Source organism: Methylobacterium sp. CB376, from assembly GCF_029714205.1.
Classification (GTDB): domain Bacteria; phylum Pseudomonadota; class Alphaproteobacteria; order Rhizobiales; family Beijerinckiaceae; genus Methylobacterium.
Genome location: NZ_CP121648.1, coordinates 6,593,041 through 6,614,760 on the forward strand (window position 1 = coordinate 6,593,041; position 21,720 = coordinate 6,614,760).

General features: G+C 72.4%; 23 protein-coding genes. 16 read left to right on the plus strand and 7 right to left on the minus strand.

Features of this window, described 5'->3' with window-relative positions; genetic code table 11:
- The first annotated feature begins 175 nt into the window (after positions 1-175).
- Positions 176-379 (plus strand): hypothetical protein, encoded by a 204-nt coding sequence (locus tag QA634_RS30415; protein WP_018263677.1) that lies wholly within the window; start codon positions 176-178, stop codon positions 377-379.
- Between the two features lie 60 nt (positions 380-439).
- On the opposite strand, the gene QA634_RS30420 is transcribed toward QA634_RS30415, so the two are convergent.
- Positions 440-1,195, minus strand: a complete 756-nt coding sequence (locus QA634_RS30420) for a GntR family transcriptional regulator (protein ID WP_012335684.1) — start codon at positions 1,193-1,195, stop codon at positions 440-442.
- 192 nt (positions 1,196-1,387) lie between these two features.
- On the opposite strand from QA634_RS30420, the gene dctP reads away from it, so the two are divergent.
- The 7 genes from dctP to QA634_RS30455 all read left to right on the plus strand — a co-directional run bounded on the left by dctP (position 1,388) and on the right by QA634_RS30455 (position 8,625).
- Complete coding sequence (dctP, locus tag QA634_RS30425) at positions 1,388-2,404, plus strand: TRAP transporter substrate-binding protein DctP (RefSeq protein ID WP_012335685.1); 1,017 nt, start codon at positions 1,388-1,390, stop codon at positions 2,402-2,404.
- Complete coding sequence (locus QA634_RS30430) at positions 2,401-3,138, plus strand: TRAP transporter small permease (protein ID WP_012335686.1); 738 nt, start codon at positions 2,401-2,403, stop codon at positions 3,136-3,138. The genes dctP and QA634_RS30430 overlap by 4 nt, the downstream gene beginning before the upstream one ends.
- Positions 3,135-4,481 carry a TRAP transporter large permease gene (locus QA634_RS30435; RefSeq protein WP_012335687.1) on the plus strand — a complete coding sequence of 449 codons (1,347 nt, stop codon included), beginning with the start codon at positions 3,135-3,137 and terminating at the stop codon, positions 4,479-4,481. The genes QA634_RS30430 and QA634_RS30435 overlap by 4 nt, the downstream gene beginning before the upstream one ends.
- A gap of 154 nt (positions 4,482-4,635) precedes the next feature.
- A complete protein-coding gene (locus QA634_RS30440; protein ID WP_012335688.1) occupies positions 4,636-6,045 on the plus strand; it encodes a malonyl-CoA decarboxylase in 1,410 nt (469 codons plus the stop codon).
- 38 nt (positions 6,046-6,083) lie between these two features.
- The gene (locus tag QA634_RS30445) at positions 6,084-7,607 is read left to right on the plus strand and encodes a malonate--CoA ligase (RefSeq protein WP_012335689.1); all 1,524 of its coding nucleotides are present in this window, start codon (positions 6,084-6,086) and stop codon (positions 7,605-7,607) included.
- 419 nt (positions 7,608-8,026) lie between these two features.
- Positions 8,027-8,242 (plus strand): hypothetical protein, encoded by a 216-nt coding sequence (locus QA634_RS30450; RefSeq protein WP_012335690.1) that lies wholly within the window; start codon positions 8,027-8,029, stop codon positions 8,240-8,242.
- 119 nt (positions 8,243-8,361) lie between these two features.
- Entirely contained in the window at positions 8,362-8,625 is a 264-nt protein-coding gene (locus QA634_RS30455; protein WP_012335691.1) for a hypothetical protein, read from the plus strand.
- 156 nt (positions 8,626-8,781) lie between these two features.
- On the opposite strand, the gene QA634_RS30460 is transcribed toward QA634_RS30455, so the two are convergent.
- On the minus strand, positions 8,782-9,714 hold the full coding sequence (locus QA634_RS30460; protein WP_012335692.1) for a LysR family transcriptional regulator: 933 nt from the start codon (positions 9,712-9,714) through the stop codon (positions 8,782-8,784).
- A 305-nt stretch (positions 9,715-10,019) separates the two neighbouring features.
- Here QA634_RS30460 and sdhC point away from each other — a divergent pair, with 305 nt between their 5' ends.
- From sdhC to QA634_RS30495, 7 genes are all read left to right on the plus strand, one after another.
- Positions 10,020-10,421 (plus strand): succinate dehydrogenase, cytochrome b556 subunit, encoded by a 402-nt coding sequence (sdhC, locus tag QA634_RS30465; RefSeq protein ID WP_012335693.1) that lies wholly within the window; start codon positions 10,020-10,022, stop codon positions 10,419-10,421.
- A gap of 11 nt (positions 10,422-10,432) precedes the next feature.
- Complete coding sequence (sdhD, locus tag QA634_RS30470) at positions 10,433-10,846, plus strand: succinate dehydrogenase, hydrophobic membrane anchor protein (protein ID WP_012335694.1); 414 nt, start codon at positions 10,433-10,435, stop codon at positions 10,844-10,846.
- 127 nt (positions 10,847-10,973) lie between these two features.
- Positions 10,974-12,800, plus strand: coding sequence for a succinate dehydrogenase flavoprotein subunit (gene sdhA, locus QA634_RS30475; RefSeq protein ID WP_012335695.1), 1,827 nt, complete (start codon positions 10,974-10,976; stop codon positions 12,798-12,800).
- Between the two features lie 25 nt (positions 12,801-12,825).
- Positions 12,826-13,647: a class I SAM-dependent methyltransferase gene (locus tag QA634_RS30480; protein WP_012335696.1), complete on the plus strand. Its 822-nt coding sequence runs from the start codon at positions 12,826-12,828 to the stop codon at positions 13,645-13,647.
- 201 nt (positions 13,648-13,848) lie between these two features.
- Positions 13,849-14,631 (plus strand): succinate dehydrogenase iron-sulfur subunit, encoded by a 783-nt coding sequence (locus tag QA634_RS30485; protein ID WP_012335697.1) that lies wholly within the window; start codon positions 13,849-13,851, stop codon positions 14,629-14,631.
- Between the two features lie 238 nt (positions 14,632-14,869).
- On the plus strand, positions 14,870-15,514 hold the full coding sequence (locus QA634_RS30490) for an AprI/Inh family metalloprotease inhibitor (RefSeq protein ID WP_012335698.1): 645 nt from the start codon (positions 14,870-14,872) through the stop codon (positions 15,512-15,514).
- Positions 15,515-15,578: 64 nt separating this feature from the next.
- Positions 15,579-16,658 carry an alanine racemase gene (locus QA634_RS30495; protein WP_012335699.1) on the plus strand — a complete coding sequence of 360 codons (1,080 nt, stop codon included), beginning with the start codon at positions 15,579-15,581 and terminating at the stop codon, positions 16,656-16,658.
- Here the strand turns inward: QA634_RS30495 and QA634_RS30500 are convergent.
- Genes QA634_RS30500 through QA634_RS30510 form a run of 3 tightly spaced genes read right to left on the minus strand, consistent with a single transcriptional unit; the run spans position 16,648 to position 18,583 of the window.
- A complete protein-coding gene (locus tag QA634_RS30500) occupies positions 16,648-17,499 on the minus strand; it encodes a DUF692 domain-containing protein (protein ID WP_012335700.1) in 852 nt (283 codons plus the stop codon). The genes QA634_RS30495 and QA634_RS30500 overlap by 11 nt on opposite strands.
- Positions 17,492-18,283, minus strand: a complete 792-nt coding sequence (locus QA634_RS30505) for a hypothetical protein (RefSeq protein WP_236728860.1) — start codon at positions 18,281-18,283, stop codon at positions 17,492-17,494. Before QA634_RS30505 ends, QA634_RS30500 begins: the two co-directional genes overlap by 8 nt.
- 18 nt (positions 18,284-18,301) lie before the next feature.
- Positions 18,302-18,583, minus strand: coding sequence for a hypothetical protein (locus QA634_RS30510; protein WP_012335702.1), 282 nt, complete (start codon positions 18,581-18,583; stop codon positions 18,302-18,304).
- 369 nt (positions 18,584-18,952) lie between these two features.
- On the opposite strand from QA634_RS30510, the gene QA634_RS30515 reads away from it, so the two are divergent.
- Positions 18,953-19,576, plus strand: coding sequence for a class I SAM-dependent methyltransferase (locus QA634_RS30515; protein ID WP_265576456.1), 624 nt, complete (start codon positions 18,953-18,955; stop codon positions 19,574-19,576).
- Positions 19,577-19,692: 116 nt separating this feature from the next.
- Here QA634_RS30515 and QA634_RS30520 read toward each other — a convergent pair whose 3' ends face one another.
- Entirely contained in the window at positions 19,693-20,601 is a 909-nt protein-coding gene (locus QA634_RS30520; protein WP_012335704.1) for an AEC family transporter, read from the minus strand.
- Between the two features lie 754 nt (positions 20,602-21,355).
- A complete protein-coding gene (locus QA634_RS30525) occupies positions 21,356-21,598 on the minus strand; it encodes a hypothetical protein (protein WP_265576457.1) in 243 nt (80 codons plus the stop codon).
- Between the last annotated feature and the right edge of the window lie 122 nt (positions 21,599-21,720).

The window sequence follows — 21,720 nt, forward strand, 5'->3', positions numbered from 1 at the left end:
GGCCCGGGGATACTTGGCGCCGGATGTCCTGCCGGGACCGCTCCCGGATCGGCACGGTCGAACGGCCGCGCTGCACTGGCGGCGGGTCCGGGCAGGACAGCGTGAACTCTTGGTGAGGCAGCTCCGCAGGGCCGGCGCGACGCCGGCATGACCTGGATCCGCGAGGGATCGGACGATGTCGCAATACCGTGTTCAGTTCGCCAAGGAGATCATGGGAGTGCCGTTCGCGGTCGGCACGGTCGAGATCACCCGCGCGCGCGACCCGCAGCGGGCCGAGCGGGCCGCCGCCCTGCGCTTCGCCCGCCAGCACGGCATCGAGGATTGGCGCGAGCGCGCCGACCGCATCGAGCTGACGCCGCTGCCCGGCCGCGGCGGCTGAGCCTCATCCGCCGAGGGGCGCCGCTTCGGCGGACGCGCCCGCGGGCGATCCGGCCGGGGCTCACGCCGCCGCGCTGTCGCGGCGCAGGCTCAGGATCAGGTCCGCGAAGCGGTCGCCCTGCACGATGACGTGGGCGCGCATGCACTCGCCCGCGCGCGCCTCGTCGCCCGCCAGGATCGCCTCCACGGCGCCCGCGTGCTCGGCGAAGGACTGGCCGAGCCGGTGGCGGGCGCGCAGCTGGATGCGGCGGAACGGCGCGAGGCGCCGGCTCAGCTGCACGGCCTGCTCGCACAGGAATCCGTTGCGCGAGGCCCGGTAGATGACCGCGTGGAAGACCGCGTTCTCGGCGTAGTAGGCCTCGGTGTCGCCGGTCTCGGCCGCCTTCCGGCAGGCCTCAAGGGCCGCGACGAGCTCCCGCTGGTGCTCGGCCGTCAGGCGCCGGGCCGCCAGCCGCGCGCAGGACGCCTCCAGCTCCGCCATCGTCTCGAACATCTCGAGGAGCCGCGCCGGATCGGGCGTGCTCACCACCGCGCCGCGGCGCGGCTTCACCTCGATCAGCCCGGTCGCGGCGAGCTGCAGCAGCGCTTCCCGGATCGGCGTGCGCGAGACCCCGAACCGCGCGGCGAGCTGGACCTCGTCGAGCCGCGCCCCGGGCGGCAGCACGCCGTCGACGATCTCGTCCTCGATCGTCTGCTTCAGCCGCTGGGCGTGGTTCCTGGGCGGGTTGTTCCTGGGCGGGTGGTTCCCAAGCGGGTGATTTTTGGGCGCGTGACCCTCGGTCCTGTCCGCGGGACCGTTCCTGTGCGTGTGACTCATGGCGGCGTCACCCCCCGGGCGGCCCGAACCGGATCCGCGCGGATTATGCAGGCCGGTTGACAAAATATACAAGAGCGGGCTTCTTTCCGTGCAATATACCACGAGCCGCCCCGTCCATAAGGGGTGGCCGCACACAGAGCCGGGGCGTGGCCCCGGCCGCGCCGGGATCGACCCGGCCGGAGGAGACACGCCATGGCTCTCACGCGTCGTTCGCTCGTGGCCGCCGGTCTGGCGGCGCCCGCGCTCCTGTCCGCCCGGACGGCCCGGGCGGCCACCACCCTCAAGCTGTCGCACCAGTTCCCGGGCGGCTCGATCGACGAGGGCGACTTCCGCGACCGCATGGCGCGCAAATTCGCGGTCGCCCTCAAGGAGCGCTCGAAGGGCGCCCTCGACCTGCAGGTCTATCCGGGCTCGTCCCTGATGAAGACCAACGCCCAGTTCAGCGCGATGCGGAAGGGCGCGCTCGACATGAGCCTCTACCCGCTCCCCTACGCGGGCGGCGAGGTGCCGGAGACCAATATCGGGCTGATGCCGGCGCTGGTGACCTCCTACGAGCAGGCCAAGGCCTGGAAGGCCGCCCCGGTCGGCCGCAAGCTCGCCGAGATCCTGCAGGCCAAGGGCATCGTGATGGTGTCCTGGGTCTGGCAATCGGGGGGCGTGGCGAGCCGCGAGCGCCCGCTGGTGACGCCGGACGACGCCAAGGGCATGAAGGTGCGCGGCGGCTCCCGCGAGATGGACCTGATGATGAAGGCGGCGGGCGCCGCCACCCTCAGCCTGCCCTCCAACGAATCCTACGCGGCGATGCAGACCGGCGCCTGCGACGCCGTCATCACCTCCTCGACCAGCCTGATCTCCTTCCGCCTGGAGGAGCTCGCCAAGGCGCTGACCTCCGGCAAGGGCCGCTCCTACTGGTTCATGCTGGAGCCGATCATGATGTCGAAGATCGTCTTCGACGGCCTGCCGAAGGACCAGAAGGACCTGATCATGCAGGTCGGGGCCGAGCTGGAGTCCTTCGGGCAGCAGGGCGCGATGGCGGACGACGACCGGGTCGAGCAGGTCTTCGGGAAGGCCGGCGCCAAGATCGCGACCCTCGACGAGGCGACCCTCGGCCGCTGGCGCGACATCGCCCGCGACACCGCCTGGAAGGATTACGCGGCGAAATCGTCGAGCTGCGCCGAGATGCTCAAGCTCGCGGAGGCAGTCGCGTGAGCCACGCCTTCGACGCGGCCTCGGCGGCGGCCGCCGGCCACGACGGGCGCGGCATCCCGCGCGCCCCGGGGGCGCTCGGCGCCGTCGAGGCCGCCATGGCGGCCGTCAACCGGCTGATCCTGCTCCTCGGGGGGCTCGCCCTGATGGCGGCCTGCCTGGTCCTCACCCACAGCGTCGTGGTGCGCTACTTCCTCAAGGTCCCGACCGAGTGGCAGGACGAGACGGCGGTGTTCCTGATCGTCGGCGCGACCTTCCTGTCGGCGGCCGCCGTGCAGGCGCGGCGCGGCCACGTCGCCATCGAGGCGCTGACCGGCCTGCTGAGCCCCCGCGTCAACGCCGCGCGGCTCGTCCTCGCCGACCTCGTCAGCCTGCTCTTCGTCGCCTTCTTCTCGTGGAAGAGCTGGACCCTCCTGCATGAGGCCTGGGTCGACGGGCAGACCTCGCAATCGACCTGGGGCCCGCCCCTCTGGATCCCCTACGCGCTGATGGCCTCCGGCATGACACTGCTCACCCTGCAGCTCCTGCTGCAGCTCGCCGAGGGGATCGCGCGGGGCCCCCTCGCGGCCGGCCGCGCCGATCCCAAGGTCGGGCTCGGGGCCGACCTCGCCGAGGTGGCCTCGCGGCCCGAGGGGGGCCCGCGGCCCGAGGCGGGCCCGCGGCCCGAAGTGGCCCCGCAGCCCGAAGTGGCCCCGCAGCCCGGGAGGGCCCCGCGGCCCGGGAGGGCCGCCCAATGAGCACGGCCGTCGTCGGAATCCTCTATGCCGGGGCGACGCTCGGGGCGATGCTGTCGGGCATCCCGATCGCCTTCGCGCTCGGGGCGGTCGCCCTCGTCTTCATGCTGGCCTTCATGCCGGGCGCCTCCCTCGATACGGTGGCGCAGAACGTCTACGAGGAGATGGCGTCGATCACGCTGCTGTCGATCCCGCTCTTCATTCTGAAGGGCGCGGCGATCGGGCGCTCGAAGGCCGGCCAGGACCTCTACTCGGCGATGCACGCCTGGATGCACCGCATCCCCGGGGGGCTCGGCATCGCCAACGTCTTCGCCTGCGCGCTCTTCGCCGCCATGGCGGGGTCGAGCCCGGCCACCTGCTCGGCGATCGGCTCGGCCGGCATCCCGGAGATGCGCAAGCGCGGCTATTCGGGGGGATTCGCGGCCGGGATCATCGCGGCGGGCGGCACGCTCGGCATCCTGCTGCCGCCCTCGATCACCATGATCCTCTACGCGGTGGCGGCCGAGCAATCCCTCGGGCGGCTCTTCCTCGCGGGGATCGGTCCGGGCCTCCTCCTGGTCGCGCTCTTCGCCCTCTACGCGGTCTTCCGCTTCCGGCGGGAATTCGCCGCCGCGCGGGCGGTCCAGGCGGCGGGCGGGCCCGGCCACGCGATCCTGGCCGAGGAGAGCTACTCGATGGCGCAGCGCTTCTCGACGCTGCCGCGGGTGATGCCCTTCGTGGTCCTGCTCACCGGCGTGATGGTGGCGCTCTACGGCGGCTACGCCACCCCCTCCGAGACGGCGGGGCTCGGCGGCATCCTGGCGCTCGTGCTGATCGCGCTGATCTACGGGGTCTGGAAACCGCGGGACGTCGACCCGATCCTCACCGCCACCCTGCGCGAATCGACCATGCTGATGCTGATCATCGGCATGTCGCTGCTCTACGCCTACGTGATGAGCTACCTGCATATCTCGCAGGCCGCGGCCGCCGCGATCGTGGCGCTGCAGCTCTCGCCCTGGCTGCTGCTGGCGACGATCCTGCTCCTCGTCGTGGTGCTCGGCTTCTTCCTGCCGCCGGTCTCGATCATCCTGATGACCGCGCCGATCATCCTGCCGCCGCTCAAGGCCGCGGGCTTCGACCTCGTCTGGTTCGGGGTGGTGATGACCATCACCATGGAGATGGGCCTGATCCATCCCCCGGTCGGCCTCAACATCTTCGTGATCAAGAACATCGCGCCGGACATCCCGCTCTCGGACATCATCTGGGGCACGCTGCCCTTCGTGCTGCTGATGGCGGCGGCGATCCTGATCCTGTGCGTCGCGCCCGGCATCGCCCTGTGGCTGCCGGACCGGCTGCTCGGGAGCTGACGCCGTGGCGGGCCGAGACTTCTCCGCCGGCGCGGCGGAACCCTATCTGTCCCGGACGGGCGGCGCGGCAGGAGACTTGCCCGTCGCGGAAGACTTGCCCGTCGCGGAAGACTTGCCCGCCGCGGACAGGCGGCACGGAGCGTGGGCTGGCGACATGGTGGCGATCTCCTTCCTCGGCGACCTCCTCCAGAGCATCACGGAGCGAGGCCGCGGGCTCATCCCCTTCGGCCGGGGGGAGGCTCTGTCGCGGGCGAGCGTCCCCGACCTCGTCAAGCTCTGCGAGGACCTGATCTCGCGGCGGGGCGAGGCCTCGGGCGTCGCCCTCGCCCGCATCATCCTCGACCGCTACGCCACCTTCACGGTGGCCGAGCGCCACGACTTCCTGCGCCGGATCGCGGTGGATTTCGGCGCCGACGTCGAGGCGGTGGCGGGCGCCATCGCGGGCTACCAGGCGGCCCCCTCGCGGGCGACCCTCGGGCGGCTGCACGAGGCGGCCGAGCCGCGCTCGCAGGAATTGATCCGCCGCCTCAACCTCGCCCGCGACGGCACGATCGCGCTGGTGCGCATGCGCGAGGACCTGTTCAGCTACCGCGACCTCCTGCGCGGCGCCGAGGACCGCGACGCCGCCCTGCTGGACGCGGTCGAGAGCCTCGATTCCGACTTCGAGCACCTCTTCGCCTCCTGGTTCAACCGCGGCTTCCTGGTGCTGCACCGGATCGACTGGACCACGCCGGCCCACATCCTGGAGAAGATCATCCGCTACGAGGCGGTGCACGCGATCTCGGGCTGGGACGACCTGCGGCGGCGGATCGAGCCGGCGGACCGGCGCTGCTTCGCGTTCTTCCACCCGGCCCTGGTCGACGAGCCGCTGATCTTCGTCGAGGTGGCGCTGACCACCAGCATCGCCACGGCGATCGGCCCGATCCTCTCGGACGAGCGCCAGCCCATGGCCTCGCGCGAGGCCACGGCCGCGATCTTCTACTCGATCTCGAACTGCCAGCGCGGGCTCGCCGGCGTGACCTTCGGCAATTTCCTGATCAAGCAGGTGGTGGAGGATCTCTGCCGGGAGATGCCGGCGCTGAAGACCTTCGTGACGCTGTCGCCGGTGCCGGGCTTCCGCCACTGGCTCGACCGCGAGCGCCGGGCGGACGCGCCGCAGGGCCTCACGCGCGAGGACGTCGAGACCCTGCGCCTCCTCGACAGGCCCGACTGGCACGCCGACAAGGCGACCGCGGAGACGGTGCGCAAGGCGCTGCTGCCGGCCGCCGCCTACTACTTCCTGCGCGCCAAGACCCCGCGCGGCAAGCCGGTCGACCCGGTCGCCCGCTTCCATCTCGGCAACGGCGCCCGGCTGGAGCGGCTGAACTTCCTCGGCGACGTCTCCAAGAAGGGCCTCGCCCAGTCCTACGGGCTGATGGTGAACTACCTCTACGACCTCGCGGCGATCGAGAAGAACCACGAGACCTACGCCAACCTCGGCACGGTCTCGGCCTCCATCGCGGTCAACCGCGAATTGCGCCAGAACCTGCCCCCCGCCCGCGCCGTCGCGCTGGCGGAGGCCTGAGGCGACCCGACGCGCCGCTCCCTGTCCGGATCCCCACCATGGCCAACCACTTCTTCGACCTCGTCCGCGCCCGCCTGCCGCAGGATCCCGCCGCGCGCCTCTTCCTCGAGACGCCCGAGGGCCTGCGCTGGAGCTACGCCGACCTCGTGGCGGCGTCCGGGGCCTACGCGGCCGCCCTCGTCGGCCTCGGCGTGGCGCCGGGCGACCGGGTCGCCGTGCAGGTGGAGAAGAGCCCGGCGGTGATCGCGCTCTATCTCGGCTGCGTGCGGGCGGGCGCGGTGTTCCTGCCCCTCAACACCGCCTACACCCCGGCCGAGATCGCCTACTTCCTCGGCGACGCCGAGCCGGCGCTGTTCGTCTGCGATCCGGGCCGGCTCGACACGCTGCGGCCGGTGGCGGAGGCGGCGGGCGTCAAGCAGGTCGCCACCCTCGACGCGGCGGGCGAGGGCACGATGGCGGCGGAGGCGCGCGGCCAGACCGAGAGCTTCGCGGACGTGGCGCGGGGCCCCGACGACCTCGCGGCGATCCTCTACACCTCCGGCACGACCGGGCGCTCGAAGGGCGCCATGCTCACCCACGACAACCTCGCCTCGAACGCGCTCACCCTGGTCGAGGCGTGGCGCTTCACGGCGGACGACGTGCTGATCCACGCGCTGCCGGTCTTCCACACCCACGGGCTGTTCGTGGCCACCAACACGGTGCTGATGGCGGGCGCCGCGATGATCTTCCTGCCCCGGCTCGACCCGCCGCGGATCCTCGCCCTGATGGGCCGGGCGAGCGTGCTGATGGGCGTGCCGACCTTCTACACCCGCCTCCTCAAGGAGCCGGGCCTGACGCCGGCGGCGGCCAGGGGCATGCGCCTGTTCGTCTCCGGCTCGGCGCCGCTCCTGGCCGAGACCCATCGCGAGTGGCGCGAGCGCACCGGCCACGCGATCCTCGAGCGCTACGGCATGACCGAGACCAACATGAGCACCTCGAACCCCTATGACGGGGAGCGGGTCGCGGGCACGGTCGGCTTCCCGCTGCCGGGGGTGGCGCTGCGGGTGGTCGATCCGGAGAGCGGGGCGCCGCTCCCGGCCGAGGCGGTCGGCATGATCGAGGTGCGCGGTCCCAACGTCTTCAAGGGCTACTGGCGCATGCCGGAGAAGACCGCGGCGGAGTTCAAGCCCGACGGCTTCTTCATCACCGGCGACCTCGGCAAGATCGACGCGCGCGGCTACGTCCACATCGTGGGGCGGGGCAAGGACCTCATCATCACGGGCGGCTACAACGTCTACCCGAAGGAGGTCGAGACCGAGATCGACGCGCTGCCGGGCGTGCTCGAATCGGCCGTGATCGGCCTGCCGCACCGGGATTTCGGCGAGGGCGTGACGGCCGTGGTGGTGCGCCGGCCGGGCGAGCGGGTGGGCGAGGCCGAGATCCTGGGCGCCCTCGAGGCCCGGCTCGCCAAGTTCAAGCTGCCCAAGCGCGTGCTGTTCGTGAACGAGTTGCCCCGCAACACCATGGGCAAGGTGCAGAAGAACGTGCTGCGGGACGCCAACCGGGACCTCTACGCGGGCTGAGACCCGCCGCCCGAGGGGCCGCGATGCCGGAGAGCCGGCGCGTCCGACCCCGCCCGCGGCCGGCGCCCGCACCCCGCGCCCGGATGCCCCTCCGGGGCCGGGTGGCCTCCAGGACCCCGACGGCCGCGCATCGCCCGTAATGGTCGGGAAGCGCCCGGCGGGCTGCCTCCGGGACGGGAGCGCTGCCGAAGCGCGGCGCAGCGCACGCGGCCGACCATCCGCCCGGATCACACCCCCGCGCGGCGCCTGAGCGAAGCCCCAATCCGCCATCCCGAAGGGGTCGAGCGGATGTGGTCTGACGCGCACGCCCCAGCCGCATCCCCGCAATCCACACGCGCCCCCGCCGCCCGTCCGCAACCTTGACCGGTTGCCCGCCGCGTGTTTTGTTCACGTTATGTTCTCAAGATGAGTCGGCGGCGATGGCGGATGGCGCGAGGCAGGGCGAGGCGCATCCGGCCCTCGACGCGGTGACGGCGGCCTATCTGCGCGAGGCGGGCGGCGATCCCTGCGCGGCCCTGCGGCGGGCGGTGGCCGACGCGCTCGCAGCGCTCGACGAGGCGGAGCGGCAGCGGGCGGCGCGCGAGCGGCTGATCTCGCGCGGCTACGTCCGGGCGGGCTGCCGCCCGGCTGACTGACGGCCCTCGGCCCCGAAACGCGCCGGCCCGCGCCGGCCGGCATGTGCGGGCGAGCACCTAGGCCGGGGCGCGGCGGAGCTATTCCGCCGGCTTCCCGATGATCGCGACGGAGCGGATCCATGGACACCAAGGCAGACCTGATCCGGGCAGACCTGATCCGGTACGACATCCGCCGCGACCGCCACGGCTGGACGGTCTACGACGTGCGCACCGGCGAGACCGCGGTGATCGACGGCGTGCTCCAGGTCGGGCTCGACATGGACGAGGCGGACGCCGTCGCGGACGCGCTGAGCGCGGACGCGCCGCTGCCGGGCTTGGCCGCCTCGCTGGCGGCGCGCTGGCCGCACGCGGCCCCCGAGGCGGCCCGATTTCGCCGCGCCTGATGCCGGCGCCGACGCTCCGCCGGAGGGCCCCGAGCGGCCCTGACGGCCCCGGACCGAGCGCATCGTCCGACGAAGGGGATGCCGGTTCGTCGAAGACAAGGCCCCGAGATCAGAGACCTGGAGCGGCGCCCGATCGCCGCGTGATCGGGTGCCGCCCTAGGCCGCGCCGTCCCGGGCGAGGGACGCCGTCGCGCCCGGCCCCGCCTCGCCGCGGCGCAGATGCGCCACGAAATCCTGCGCGAAGGGCGGCAGGGCGGCGAGGTCGCGCATGCAGATGGTGAGGTCGCGGGTCGCCCAGGGATCCTCCAGCGCCACGATCGCGATCGCCATGGTGCGGGCGGCCCGCCGGGCCGTGGTCTCCGGCACGATGCCGAGGCCGACCCGGCACTCCACCAGCCGGCAGACCGCGTCGAAGCCCCGCAGCTGCACCCGCAGCCGCAGGGGCTGGCCGATCCGCGCCGCCTTGGTGAGCAGGAACCGGGTCAGGGCGCTCGCCCGGTCGAGCCCGACGAGGTCGTGGTCGATCACCTCCGCGAAGGGGACGGCGACGCGGGACGCCAGCGGGTGGTCGGCCGCCACCGCCAGCACGAAGCGGTCGCGCCGGAACGGATAGGTCTGCAGCGTGCCGGTCTCGACGGTCGCCGCCACCAGGCCGAGATCCGCCGCCCCCTCGGCGACCAGCCCGACGATCTCGTCCGAGAGCCGCTCCTCGATCTCGACGCTCACCCCCGGATGCTGCGTCAGGTAGGCCGAGAGCACCTCGGGCAGGAATTCGGTGAGCGCGTTGGTGTTCGACAGGACGCGGATCTGCCCGGCCGCGCCCCCCGCGAAGGCCGCCAGGTCCGCCTGCAGCCGCTCGACGCTCCCCAGGATCGCCCGGGCATGCGACAGCAGCGTGCGCCCGGCCGGCGTCGGCGTCACCCCGTGCCGGGCCCGGGTCAGCAGCGCGGCCCCGAGGGAGGCCTCCATCGCCCGGATGCGGTGGCTCGCCGCGGCGAGCGCGAGGTTGGCCCGGGCCGCCCCGTGGGTGATCGAGCCCGCCTCGACCACGTGGCGGAACAGGCTCAGGTCGACGAGGTCGAAATGCATCGGGCAGTCCCGCCGGGAGAGGGCCCGATCCTGCGCCGCGCACGAAGGGCCGCCGCGGGAAATCTCTGGTATACCAGGGATCGGATGGGTCCCCAGGTTTCGCGGATCGCGAAGTCTCCGTCAACGAGATTCGCATTGCGAACCGGACCATTTCCAAACAAAGAGGGCACGAATGGGCGGCGCGCCGCCGGAACGCCCGGGCCCCGTGGCCCCGTGGCCGCGTTGTCGCCCCGTGACGGAGCCGATACGTAGCTGAGTTGGGAGCCGGACCAGTCGCCGGGCCTGCACGGAGCAAGGATCGCATCATGGCCGAAATCGTCAGGCCCGCCGTGGCCCGACCCCTCTCGCCCCACCTCCAGATCTACCGCTGGACCTGGACCATGGCGATGTCGGTGGCCCATCGCCTCACCGGGATCGCCCTCTACGGCGGCACCGCGCTGGTGGCGGTCTGGCTGGTGGCGCTCGCCTCCGGCAAGGCGGCCTACGATCCCGTGGCCTGGCTCTACGGCTCGATCCTCGGGCGGCTGGTGATCTTCGTCTATACCTGGATCCTGATGCACCACATGCTGGGCGGCATCCGCCACCTCATCTGGGATTTCGGGCACGGCATGGAGCCGGGCACGCGCATCGCGATGGCGCGGTACACGCTCGTCGGCTCGGCCGTGCTCACGGTCGTGATCTGGGCCGCGGCCCTGCTGGCACGCTGAGGGAGAGCGCCATGGTCGACAACCGTCCCGAGGCCACCCGCACCATCCGGACCTCCTACGCCCGGGTGCAGGGGCTCGGCCCGGCCCATCACGGCACCGGCGAGTGGTGGCTGCACCGCGTCACCGCGGTCTCCAACGTGCCGCTGATCCTGTCCTTCGTGGTGATCGTCGCCCTCTGCGCCGGCCGCTCCTACGAGGACGCGGTGCGCCTGGTGTCGCACCCGCTCGTCGCGATCCTGCTGATCCTGGGCGTCCTCTCGGTGACGAACCATATGCGGATGGGCATGCAGATCGTCATCGAGGATTACGTCCACGACAAGGGTCTGAAGATCGCCGCGGTGATCGCCAACACCTTCTACAGCACGGTGGTGGCGGTCGCCTGCCTGTACGCCATCGTGCGGATCAGCCTGCGCGCCTTCGCCTGACGTCCAACCCCCTCGAGCAGCGCCCGATCACGTTGCCGCCGGACGCTGCTCCAGGTTCCTGATTTGCCGCATTTTCTTCGACGAGCCGGAAGCCACTTCGTCGGAAAATGCTAGAGGGATCACGCCCATGGCCATCAACGGAAAAGCCGCGCCGGCCCAGACCGGCCAGGCGTACCCCATCGTCGAGCACAGCTTCGACGTCGTCGTCGTCGGCGCCGGCGGCGCGGGGCTGCGCGCCACGGTCGGCTGCAGCCAGGCGGGCCTGCGCACCGCCTGCATCACCAAGGTCTTCCCGACCCGCTCGCACACGGTCGCGGCCCAGGGCGGCATCTCGGCCTCCCTCGGCAATATGGGCCCGGACGATTGGCGCTGGCACATGTACGACACCGTGAAGGGGTCGGACTGGCTGGGCGACCAGGACGCGATCGAGTACCTGGTGCGCAACGCCCCGGCCGCGGTCTACGAGCTCGAGCACTGGGGCGTGCCCTTCTCGCGCACGGCCGAGGGCAAGATCTACCAGCGGCCCTTCGGCGGCATGACCACCGATTACGGCAAGGGCACGGCCCAGCGCACCTGCGCGGCGGCCGACCGCACCGGCCACGCCATGCTGCACACCCTCTACGGGCAGGCGGTCAAGAACCGGACCAACTTCTTCATCGAGTACTTCGCCCTCGACCTGATCATGGACGAGGAGGGCCGCTGCCGCGGCGTCATCGCCCTCGACCAGGCCACCGGCGAGATCCACCGCTTCCGCGCCGCCATGACCATCCTGGCGACGGGCGGCTACGGGCGCGCCTATTTCTCGGCGACCTCGGCCCATACCTGCACGGGCGACGGCAACGCCATGGTGCTGCGCGCCGGCCTCGCCCTCGAGGACATGGAATTCGTGCAGTTCCACCCGACCGGCATCTACGGGGCGGGCTGCCTGATCACCGAGGGCGCCCGCGGCGAGGGCGGCTACCTCACCAATTCGGAGGGCGAGCGCTTCATGGAGCGCTACGCGCCCTCGGCCAAGGACCTCGCCTCCCGCGACGTGGTCTCCCGCTCCATGACCATGGAGATCCGCGCCGGCCGCGGCGTCGGCAAGAACAAGGACCACATCTACCTCCACCTCGACCACCTCGATCCCAAGATCCTGCACGAGCGCCTGCCCGGCATCTCGGAATCGGCCAAGATCTTCGCCGGCGTCGACGTCACCAAGGAGCCGATCCCGGTGCTCCCGACCGTCCATTACAACATGGGCGGCATCCCGACGAACTATCACGGCGAGGTGCTGACCCTGCGGGACGGCAATCCCGACTACGTGGTGCCGGGCCTGATGGCGATCGGCGAGGCGGCCTGCGTGTCGGTGCACGGGGCGAATCGGCTCGGCTCCAACTCGCTCATCGACCTCGTGGTGTTCGGCCGCGCGGCCGGGCTGCGCTGCGCCGAGATCGTGGAGGCGAACGGCCGGCTGCCGGACCTGCCGAAGGACTCGGCCGACAAGGCGCTCGCCCGCCTCGACCGCTTCCGCTACGCCAATGGCGGCAGGCCGACCGCGGAGCTGCGCCTCGACATGCAGCGGACGATGCAGAACAACTGCGCGGTCTTCCGCACCGGCGAGGTCCTGGAGGAGGGCAAGCACCTCATCCACAAGGTCTGGTCGGGCATCGACGACATCCGGGTCACCGACCGCTCGCTGGTCTGGAACACCGACCTGCTGGAGACGCTCGAATTCGACAACCTGATCGGCCAGGCGGTGGTCACGATGGAATCGGCGGTCAACCGCACCGAATCCCGCGGCGCCCATGCCCGCGAGGACTTCCCCGACCGCAACGACAAGGACTGGATGAAGCACACCCTCGCCTGGCTCGACCCGGAGGGCCGCAAGGTCACGATCGACTACCGGCCGGTCCACACCTACACGATGTCGAACGACATCGCCTATATCGAGCCGAAGGCGCGGGTCTATTGAGCGGCGCGGCGGGCGGGAGAGCCCCATGCTGAAGCGGATGCGCCGCGCCAAGCCGGCGGCCTCGCCCGATTTCCTGCGGGCCGGGGCCCCGGCGGAGCCGCCCGGCTCCTGGCAGGAGATCGTGCGCGGGGCCTCGTCCGGGGACCTCGCGGCCGAGCGCCTGCGCGTCGCCAACCCGATGCGGGAGGCCTACTTCGCGCAGAACGCGGATCCGGAGAGCCGCTTCGCCTCGAAATGGACCCACTACCTCGACGCCTACGACCGCCACCTGGCGCGCTACCGCGGCCGGCCGGTCCGGCTGCTGGAGATCGGGGTCAACCACGGCGGCTCCCTCCAGGTCTGGCGGCGCTATCTCGGGCCCGAGGCGGTGATCCACGGCCTCGACATCGACCCGCGCTGCGCGACGGTCGGGGATCCGGACGTCACCATCCACATCGGCAGCCAGACCGACCGGGCGCTGCTGGGGCGGATCGCCGAGGCGATGGGCGGGATCGACGTGGTGATCGACGACGGCAGCCACGTCAGCGCCCACCAGATCGCCACCTTCGAGACCCTCTACCCGCTGCTCGCGCCGGACGGGGTCTACGCGGTGGAGGACGTGCACTGCTCCTACTGGCCGGAGGTCGGCGGCGGCTACCGGGCGCCCGGCGCCTTCATCGAGTACGCCAAGGACCTGCTCGACCGCCTGCACGCCCGCTACGTGCTCGACCCCGACCCGGGGCCGCGCGACCCGGGCTTCGCCGACGTGACCGACGCGATCGCCTTCTACGACAGCCTCGTCGTGTTCGAGCGGCGCCCGAAGGGGCCGGCCCGGGCGATCCCGGTCGGATTCCGGATGCTGGAGTGAGGGAGGCGCGCCGTGACCCGATTTCCCCGCAGCGCCCGCGATCCCGCCGTGAGGGGCGGCCGCGCCTGCATCCGCGGCACGGTTCGGGCGATCGGGAGGGCGCACGACGATCGTCTTGCCGGTTCCCTCCTCCTGACCATCGAGGCCGGTCGGCTCCGGCTTCGGGCTCTCGGTTCCGATCAATCTGCCTAGGTTTGCGACATGGCCCAATTCTCCCTTCCCAAGAACTCGCAATACGGCGAGGGCAAGACCTGGCCGAAGCCGGCCGGCGCCAAGAACCTGCAGGAGTTCCGGATCTACCGCTGGAACGAGGATGACGGCCACAATCCGCGGATCGACACCTACTACGTCGACCGCGACGATTGCGGGCCGATGGTCCTCGACGCGCTCTTGTGGATCAAGAACAAGGTCGACCCGACCCTGACCTTCCGGCGCTCCTGCCGCGAGGGCATCTGCGGCTCCTGCGCCATGAACATCATGGGGCAGAACACGCTGGCCTGCACGCTCGGCATCGACGATTGCCGGTCGGCCCAGATCCGGATCTATCCGCTGCCGCACATGCCGGTCCTGAAGGACCTCGTGCCGGACCTGTCGAGCTTCTTCGCCCAGCACGCGGCCATCGAGCCCTGGCTGCAGACCGAGACGCCCTCGCCCGAGAAGGAGTGGCGCCAGACGCCGGAGGACCGCGCCCGCCTCGACGGGCTCTACGAGTGCATCCTCTGCGCCTGCTGCACCACCTCCTGCCCGAGCTACTGGTGGAACGGCGACCGCTTCCTCGGCCCGGCGGCGCTGCTCCAGGCCTATCGCTGGCTGATCGACAGCCGCGACGAGCACACGGGCGAGCGGCTCGACATCCTGCACGACCCGTTCCGGCTCTACCGCTGCCACACGATCATGAACTGCGCCAATACCTGCCCCAAGGGGCTGAACCCGGCCAAGGCCATCGCCGAGATCAAGAAGATGATGGTGGCGCGCGAGGTCTGATCCGGGATCCGGTTGATCCGAGCGGATCCCGTCTCACGCGCCCGCGCGGCGCCTGAGCGAAGCCCGCATCCGCATGGCGACGCAATCCGCCGCATTCGGGATGATCCTTCCCGCTGCGGCATTGCGGCCACACCCCCTCGAAAAGGCGCCTGCGGGCGCCTTTGTCGTTCCGGCCGGCCCTGCGGGCGCCTTCCGGTGCGGCTATGGCGGCGAACACCCCTCCTGTCCGGGATCCGTGATGCCGCGTTCGACCCTCCGCCCCGTCGCCGTGCCGTCGCTCGCCGTCGCGGCGCTCGCCGCGAGCCTGGGGGCCTGCGCCTCCTCGCGCTTCGACGCGGCGCCGCCGCGCCTCGCCGCCCGGCAGGCGCGCCCGGCCGCGCCCGAGGCGGAGCCGGATCTCGGCCCGCCCGGCCTCGCCGCCGGCCCGGTCACCTCCGCCCCGCTCGCGCCGCCGCCCGGCGCCAGCGCGGCGCCGGGCGAGCCGGCGGCCCCGTCCGGCGTGGCGGCCAATCCCGGCGGGCCGATCATGGCCGAGCCGGGCCCGGCGCCCGCGCCGGTGCAGCAGCAGGCCGCCCTGGCGCCGCCCCCGCCGGTCGCGGCCGGCGGGCGCTCCTCGGTGGTCGGCGGCTGGACCGCCAAGGACGCCACCGGGGCGAGCTGCCGCATCACGCTCGCCAGCACCCCGGCCCTCGACCTCTACAAGGCGACCTCGAGCGGCTGCGCCAACAAGGACCTCGCCAAGGTCACGGCCTGGGACTACCGCGACGGCGAGGTCTACCTCTACCAGCCGGGCGGCACGGTCGCGGCGCGGCTGCGCGCGGCGGGCGGCGCCATGGACGGCGCCCTCTCCAAGTCCGGCGCGCCGCTCGCGCTGGTGCGCTGAGGCTGGACAGGGGCGCGGATCGGGGCGAGGGTCGCGGCCCCGTCCCGCCGCCCCGGAGTCCCCGATGCCCTCCCTCGCCGAAGAGGTCGCCCGCACGTTCGGCAGCCCGGCCGTGATGATCGACCTCGACCGGGTCGAGCGGAACATCGCCCGGCTGCAGGCGGCCTGCGACGCCGCCGGCCTCGCCAACCGCCCGCACATCAAGACCCACAAGAGCCCGGTCCTGGCGCGGATGCAGCGGGAGGCGGGGGCGCGGGGCCTGACCTGCCAGACCCTCGGCGAGGCCGAGGTGATGGCCGAGGCCGGCCTCGACGACATCCTGATCAGCTACAACCTCGTCGGGCCGGAGAAGCTCGGGCGCCTCGCCCGCCTGCTGCGGCGCACCGCCCTGACGGTGAGCGCCGACCACCCGGCGGTGGTGGCGGGGCTGGGCGAGGCGGCGGCCGCGGCCGGGCGCCCCCTCGCGGTGATGGTGGAATGCGACACCGGCCGCGCCCGGGCCGGCGTCGCGCGCCCCGAGGAGGCGGTGGCCCTGGCGCGGCAGATCGCCGGCACGCCCTCCCTGCGCTTCGCCGGGCTCCTGCTCTACCCGCCGGAGGACGGCGTCGCGGCGACGCAGGCCTTCCTCGACCGCGTCCGGCAGGGCCTGGCCGGGGAGGGGCTGGAGGCCGGCATCGTCTCGACCGGCGGCACCCCGAACCTGCGGCATCTCGGGGCGGTCCGCGGCGCCACCGAGCACCGGGCCGGTACCGTGATCTTCAACGACCGCATGATGATGGCCTGCGGGGCGGCGCTCCCGGAGGATTGCGCCCTCGACGTGGTGGCCACGGTGGTGAGCCGGGCCGTGCCCGAGCGCGGCGTCCTCGACGCGGGCTCGAAGACGCTCACGGCGGATCCGGGCGGCGGCCTCGACGGGTACGGGCTGATCCGCGAGGCGCCGCGGGCCCGCATCCACAAGCTCGCCGAGGAGCACGGCTTCCTCGACCTCGCGGCCTGCCCGGAGGCGCTGCCGGTGGGCAGCGTGGTGCGGGTCGTCCCCAACCACGTCTGCGTCGTGGTCAACATGGTCGACCGGCTGGTGACGACCCGCGCAGGACGGATCGTCGGCGAGATCCCGGTCGCCGCCCGCGGCCTCACGGGCTGACGGGCGCGCCCGCGCGGGCGGCGGCGAGCATCGCCCCGGCGCGCGACACCTCCCGCATGATCCCCGCCCCGTCGTCGAAATCCGCGTCCCTCTCGACGATGACGACCCGCGCGGCCGCCCGCCGGAGGAGGTCCGCGTAGAGGCTCCAGCTCCGCTCGGAGATCGGCGCGCTGTGGCTGTCGATCATCCGCCCCCCGGCCTCGACGCCGCCCGAGAGGTGGACCTGCACGACGCTCTCCAGGGGAAAGGAGCGCAGGATGTCGGCCGGGTCCAGGCCGCGGTTGAGGCTGTTGACCTCGATGTTGGTCACGTCGAGGAGCATCCCGCACCCCGTCGCCCGCACGAGCTCGCGGAAGAACTCGCCCTCCGTCATCTCGGCCCCGGGGATCGTCAGGTCCGCGGTGATGTTCTCGAGGACCAGCGGGATCCCGAGGCAGTCCTGGACCGCGTTCACGTTGTCGATCGCGGCGCTCAGGTTCGACCGGCCGTACCAGACCGGCGTGAGGTGGCCGAGGCTCACGCCCCGCACGCGGGTCACCGCGAGGTGGTCGCTGTAGTAGGGCGCCGCCGTGAGCCGGCAGAGGCGGCGCACCTCCCCGAGATAGTCCGGGTTCGGGCGCTCCGCGCTCCCCACCGAGAGGTCGAGGCCGTGCAGGACGATGGGCAGGCGCTCGCGCAGCGCGGCGAGTTCGTTCCGCCGCTCCGGCCGGAACAGGTAGTTGTCGGCCATCACCTCGACGACCTCGACCCGGCCCGCGGCGCCGAGGATCTCCTCGCGCAGGTCGAGCCGGTAGCCGATCCCCGCGCCCAGGCGGGCGTTGGCGTCAGGGCGCTCAGGCATGCAGGACTCCGAGCCGGACCAGGTGCGAGACGTGCCGGCGCACGAGGTCCGCGACGTCCCCCCGCCGCAGCTCCTCTCCCAGGATCCGCGCGCAGGCGGCGAGGTCGGTGCGCCCGTCGCACAGGTCGAGCAGGCGCTCCGTCGCCGCGTTGATCGCGAGCGCGCCGGGCGCGCCGTCCTCCCGCCGGCGATAGACCGCGAGGATGCAGGCCGAGGGCTGCGGCGCCACCGCCTCGCCCCGGCCGAGCGCGGCCGCGATCGCCGCGACCGCGAAGCCGTGCCGCTCCACCGTCGTCCCGCGCGCCAGGCGGGGCCGGGCCTCGCGCGCCGGTTCGCCGTCGCCCGCGGACCGCGCCGGCTCCGCGCCCCGCTTCGTGCAGAGCCGCTGCCGCTCGTACCGGACGAGGTCGAACAGGTAGGGCGGGTCGCCGGCCCCGACCGCCTGGGCGAGGCTGCTGCCGAACCCGATGAGATGCGCCAGGGACTGCGCCCTATCCTGGGACGGGTGGCCCGCGTAGTAGCGGCGGTAGGCCCGCGCGACGCGGTCCGGCGCCGCGGCGCAGGCCGCCGGGTAGGCGTTGCGGATGCGGTCGAGCGCCTTGCCGAACAGCTCGCCGGCGATCTCCTCCACGGGCGCGCGGGGCAGCGCCGCCAGCGCCGCGGCCTCGGCCGCCGGCAGGCCCAGGCTCTCCACCGCGGCTTCCGGATTCTTGAAGAACAAACCCCGATAGATTTCGTCGGTATAGAGTTTCGCCAGCACGGATTGCATGTCAGACAAGCTCATCCTGGCGATCTCACCCCATCATCTGAAGGAGAAGAATTTCACGATCGTGGTGAGAATGCCGGAATTGAACCGGCTGCTGGTGTCCGTGATCTGGGCGAACTCGGATCGCCGGCACTTGGTGTTGTCGGCCGAGCAGGAGCCGGCCCCGCAGGAGGCGCCGCCGCTCGCCAGATCGAGGTCGTCCAGGGGCAGGGATTGCGGGTCCGAGGGCGCCGCGACCTCCACGGCCTCGAACGGGTCGCCCTGCTCGGGGGCGCTCCCCTCGGGCCGGGCGCCGTCCTTGTCGTCGCGGGTCGGCATGCCGGTCTCCTCCGTGGCGCGTCGGGTCGATGGTCCGGCCGCGTTCGGGGGCACGCGGCGCCCGCCCTGGCCGTGCACCGCGCATGTCCGTGACCGGCAGGACGCGTCCTCCTCGGCGGGGCAGTCCTCGACGCCTCCCCTCCCGGGGGATGCGCCCGCACTCCCGCCGATGCTCCAATCCGGCCGGACTTGCAACTGTACAGACGAAGAGTATCACTTGGGCATGACTCCCGCAACGCGGCCTTCTCGTTGCGTATGCTCCGGCCTCGGCGCAAGTCGGGCGCGCTCGTCTGCGCCGGGACGCCGCGAGGGCCGGTCTCTCCTGATGCGGGGGAGCCTGTGCCGGCCCGCGGCGGGGAGCGGCCGGCCGTGACGGACCGGGCGCAGGCGCGCGGCGCGTCCCCGATCGACGATCCGCCCCGGGCGTCCCTCGTCGAGGCGCTGAGGCGGATGGGCCGCGGCGGGGCGGGCGCGCGGCGGCTCGCGATCGATCTCGGCTGCGGCGCCGGTCAGGACAGCCTCGCCCTGCTGCGCCGGGGGTGGACCGTCGTCGCGATCGACGCCTCCGCGCGCGCCGGGGAGGCCGTGCGGGCGGCGGTCGAGCCGCGCCACGCCGCCCGGTTCCGCTTCGTCCGGGCGCGGTTCGAGGCCGCGGCGCTGCCCGCCGGAGCGGCGCTCGTCAATGCCAGCTTCAGCCTGCCGTTCTGCGCGCGGGAGCACTTCCCGCGCGTCTGGGCCGGGATCGAGGCCGCCCTGGCTCCGGACGGATGGTTCGCCGGCCACTTCTTCGGCATGCGGGACGAGTGGGTCCGCGAGGGCGCCTGCCTCGGGTGGACGGCGGAGGAGATCGCGCGGCTGTTCGCGCGCTTCGAGGTCGTCTGGCGGCGCGAGGAGGTCGAGCGCGCCCCGTCGATCCACGGCCCGGTGAAGCGCTGGCACATCGTCGCGGTGGTCGCCCGGAAGCGGGCGCCGGGAGGCGGCCGGTTCGGCTGACCCGGTCGCGGGCCGTCGCGTGTCGCCCGGCATCAGGGGGCCGTGGCTCGACGGGGCGGCGGGGCCCCGGGCGCCCGTCGCGGCGGGACCGCGGCCCCGAGCGGGCGGGCCGGGGATCAGATCCGGGCGCACAGGCCCCACCAGAGCGGCAGCGTCAGGAAGGACAGTACGGTGCCGATGCCGACGAGCAGCGTGATCAGCCGCGCGTCGAGGCCGTACTGGATCGCGACGATCGACCCGCCGATCTGCGGCGCCATCGCGGATTCGAGCAGCGTGACCTGGACCGGGACGCCCCTCAGACCGAGCAGGCCGATGTACAGGGCCATGATGATCAGGGGGGCGAGCAGGAGCTTGTAGCCGATGCCCAGGCACAGGGCCAGGGCGTTGCCGGAGAGGGCCGCGGCGCGAAGCTGCAATCCGACGGAGACGAGCGCCAGGGGAGCCAGCGTGCCGCCGAGCCGCGCCAGGATCGACGCGAACCAGTCGGGATAGGGGAGGGGCAGCAGGAGGAGGGCGGCCGCGAGCGCGATCAGCGGCGGGAAGCCCGCGATCCTCTTGAGAATGTCGCGATGCGTGAGCGATGGTCCCTCGGCGTAGAAGCACACCGCGAGGATCCCGAGCGTGCTGAGGACCAGGTAGGTCCCGAGTTGATCGATGATGATCCCGAGCTGCATCTTGTCCGCGCCGAAGAAGCTCTCGATCACCGGCAGGCCGATGAAGGAGGTGTTGCCGAGCCCGGCCACGACGCTGAGCGCGCCCGTCGTCTTCCTGCTGAAGTTCAGCATCCTGCCGAGCAGCCAGAACAGCACCACGCTCGCGAAGAAGACGATCCACGGCATGGCGATCGCGTAGAGCACGGACGCGTCGATGCGCACGGAGTGGATGTGGGACAGGATCAGCGCCGGCAGCGAGATGTGGATGATGAAGGCGTTCAGGGCCGTGTGGGCGTTGTCGGGGACGCGCCCGGCCTTCTGCAGGATGATCCCGATCATCAGGCAGGCGAACAGCATGATGATGTTGTCCATGGCGTCACGCCCCTGTTCGGCGGCCGTCCCTCCGGCCTTCGTGGATCAGTCGGCGTCGCCCGCGCGGGTGGCGGGGGCGGGGACATCCGCGAGATCGCTCGCCCCGGGCGAGGCCGCCTGAACGACGCGGTCGGCGTGGCAGATGATCAGCAGAAATGCAGTCATGGCTACCACATCCGGCATGAGTGATGATGCTCCCGGGTCGCCTCGGAGTGCATCCTTGTCGATTTACGCCGCTTGCGCCTCCGCCAAACGGAGGAGAGCGTTCGTCGTCTTGAAGAGTTGCGCGGGCGCCGTGATCGGCAGCGCGAACTCAGCGTGCGGGCAGCTTTCGCCTGTCGCGCATCCGGCGGTTACGACGCATCCCCGAGGGGCGACCGCAGGCCGAGCACGACGCGCAGGAGATCCGTGTGCGAGCACCCGCAGCTCGCCGGGCGGGAGCCGGACCAGGGTGGCGGCCGAGGCGAGCGGGGGTGACGAAGTCCCGCTCCGGCTCGCGCAGGAGGCGCAGGAGCGCCTCGCCGACCTTCGCCAAGGCGACCCGGGAGGCGTACGGGACCCGTCCCGTCGCGTCGCTGAGGCGCGCGTCGCGTCCCCTGCTCCCGTGCCGGGCGGTCACCTCGGCCACGAGCCGCCTCCCGTCCGCCGTCGCGCCCACGAGGCGTCCCGCCCGCTCGCGGAGCAGGCTCCCCCGCGCGCGCTCGGCCCGCGCCTTGAGCGTTGCCGAACACGATGCGCCGGTCCGGCGCCAGGATCAGGACCGCGGCGGAGAGCGCGTCAGCGGCGCCCCGATGGAGTCGTCGTGGTCGCGGTCCGCGAAGCAGTTCCGCCCGGAGGGGCTGGCATGGACGGCCTCGACGCTCATGTCCGGCTCGCGGCTCTCGCACATCGGCTCGCGCAGGGGATGCACCGGGCCGATCGGCGTCATCGGGTTGAGATGCATATTCTCCGCTGCGGGCTTCAGAATTTCTTCTGCATAGCCGTGATGTGCGGCCATTCTGCTTTCATCGCCAGGCGCCATCCTGCGGCGCGAGGCGTCGTGACGGATGGACAACTCGGCTGCACGACAGGATATCCGCCTTCAACGGGAAGATTGCGTCCCGGAGACGGATGGCAAGC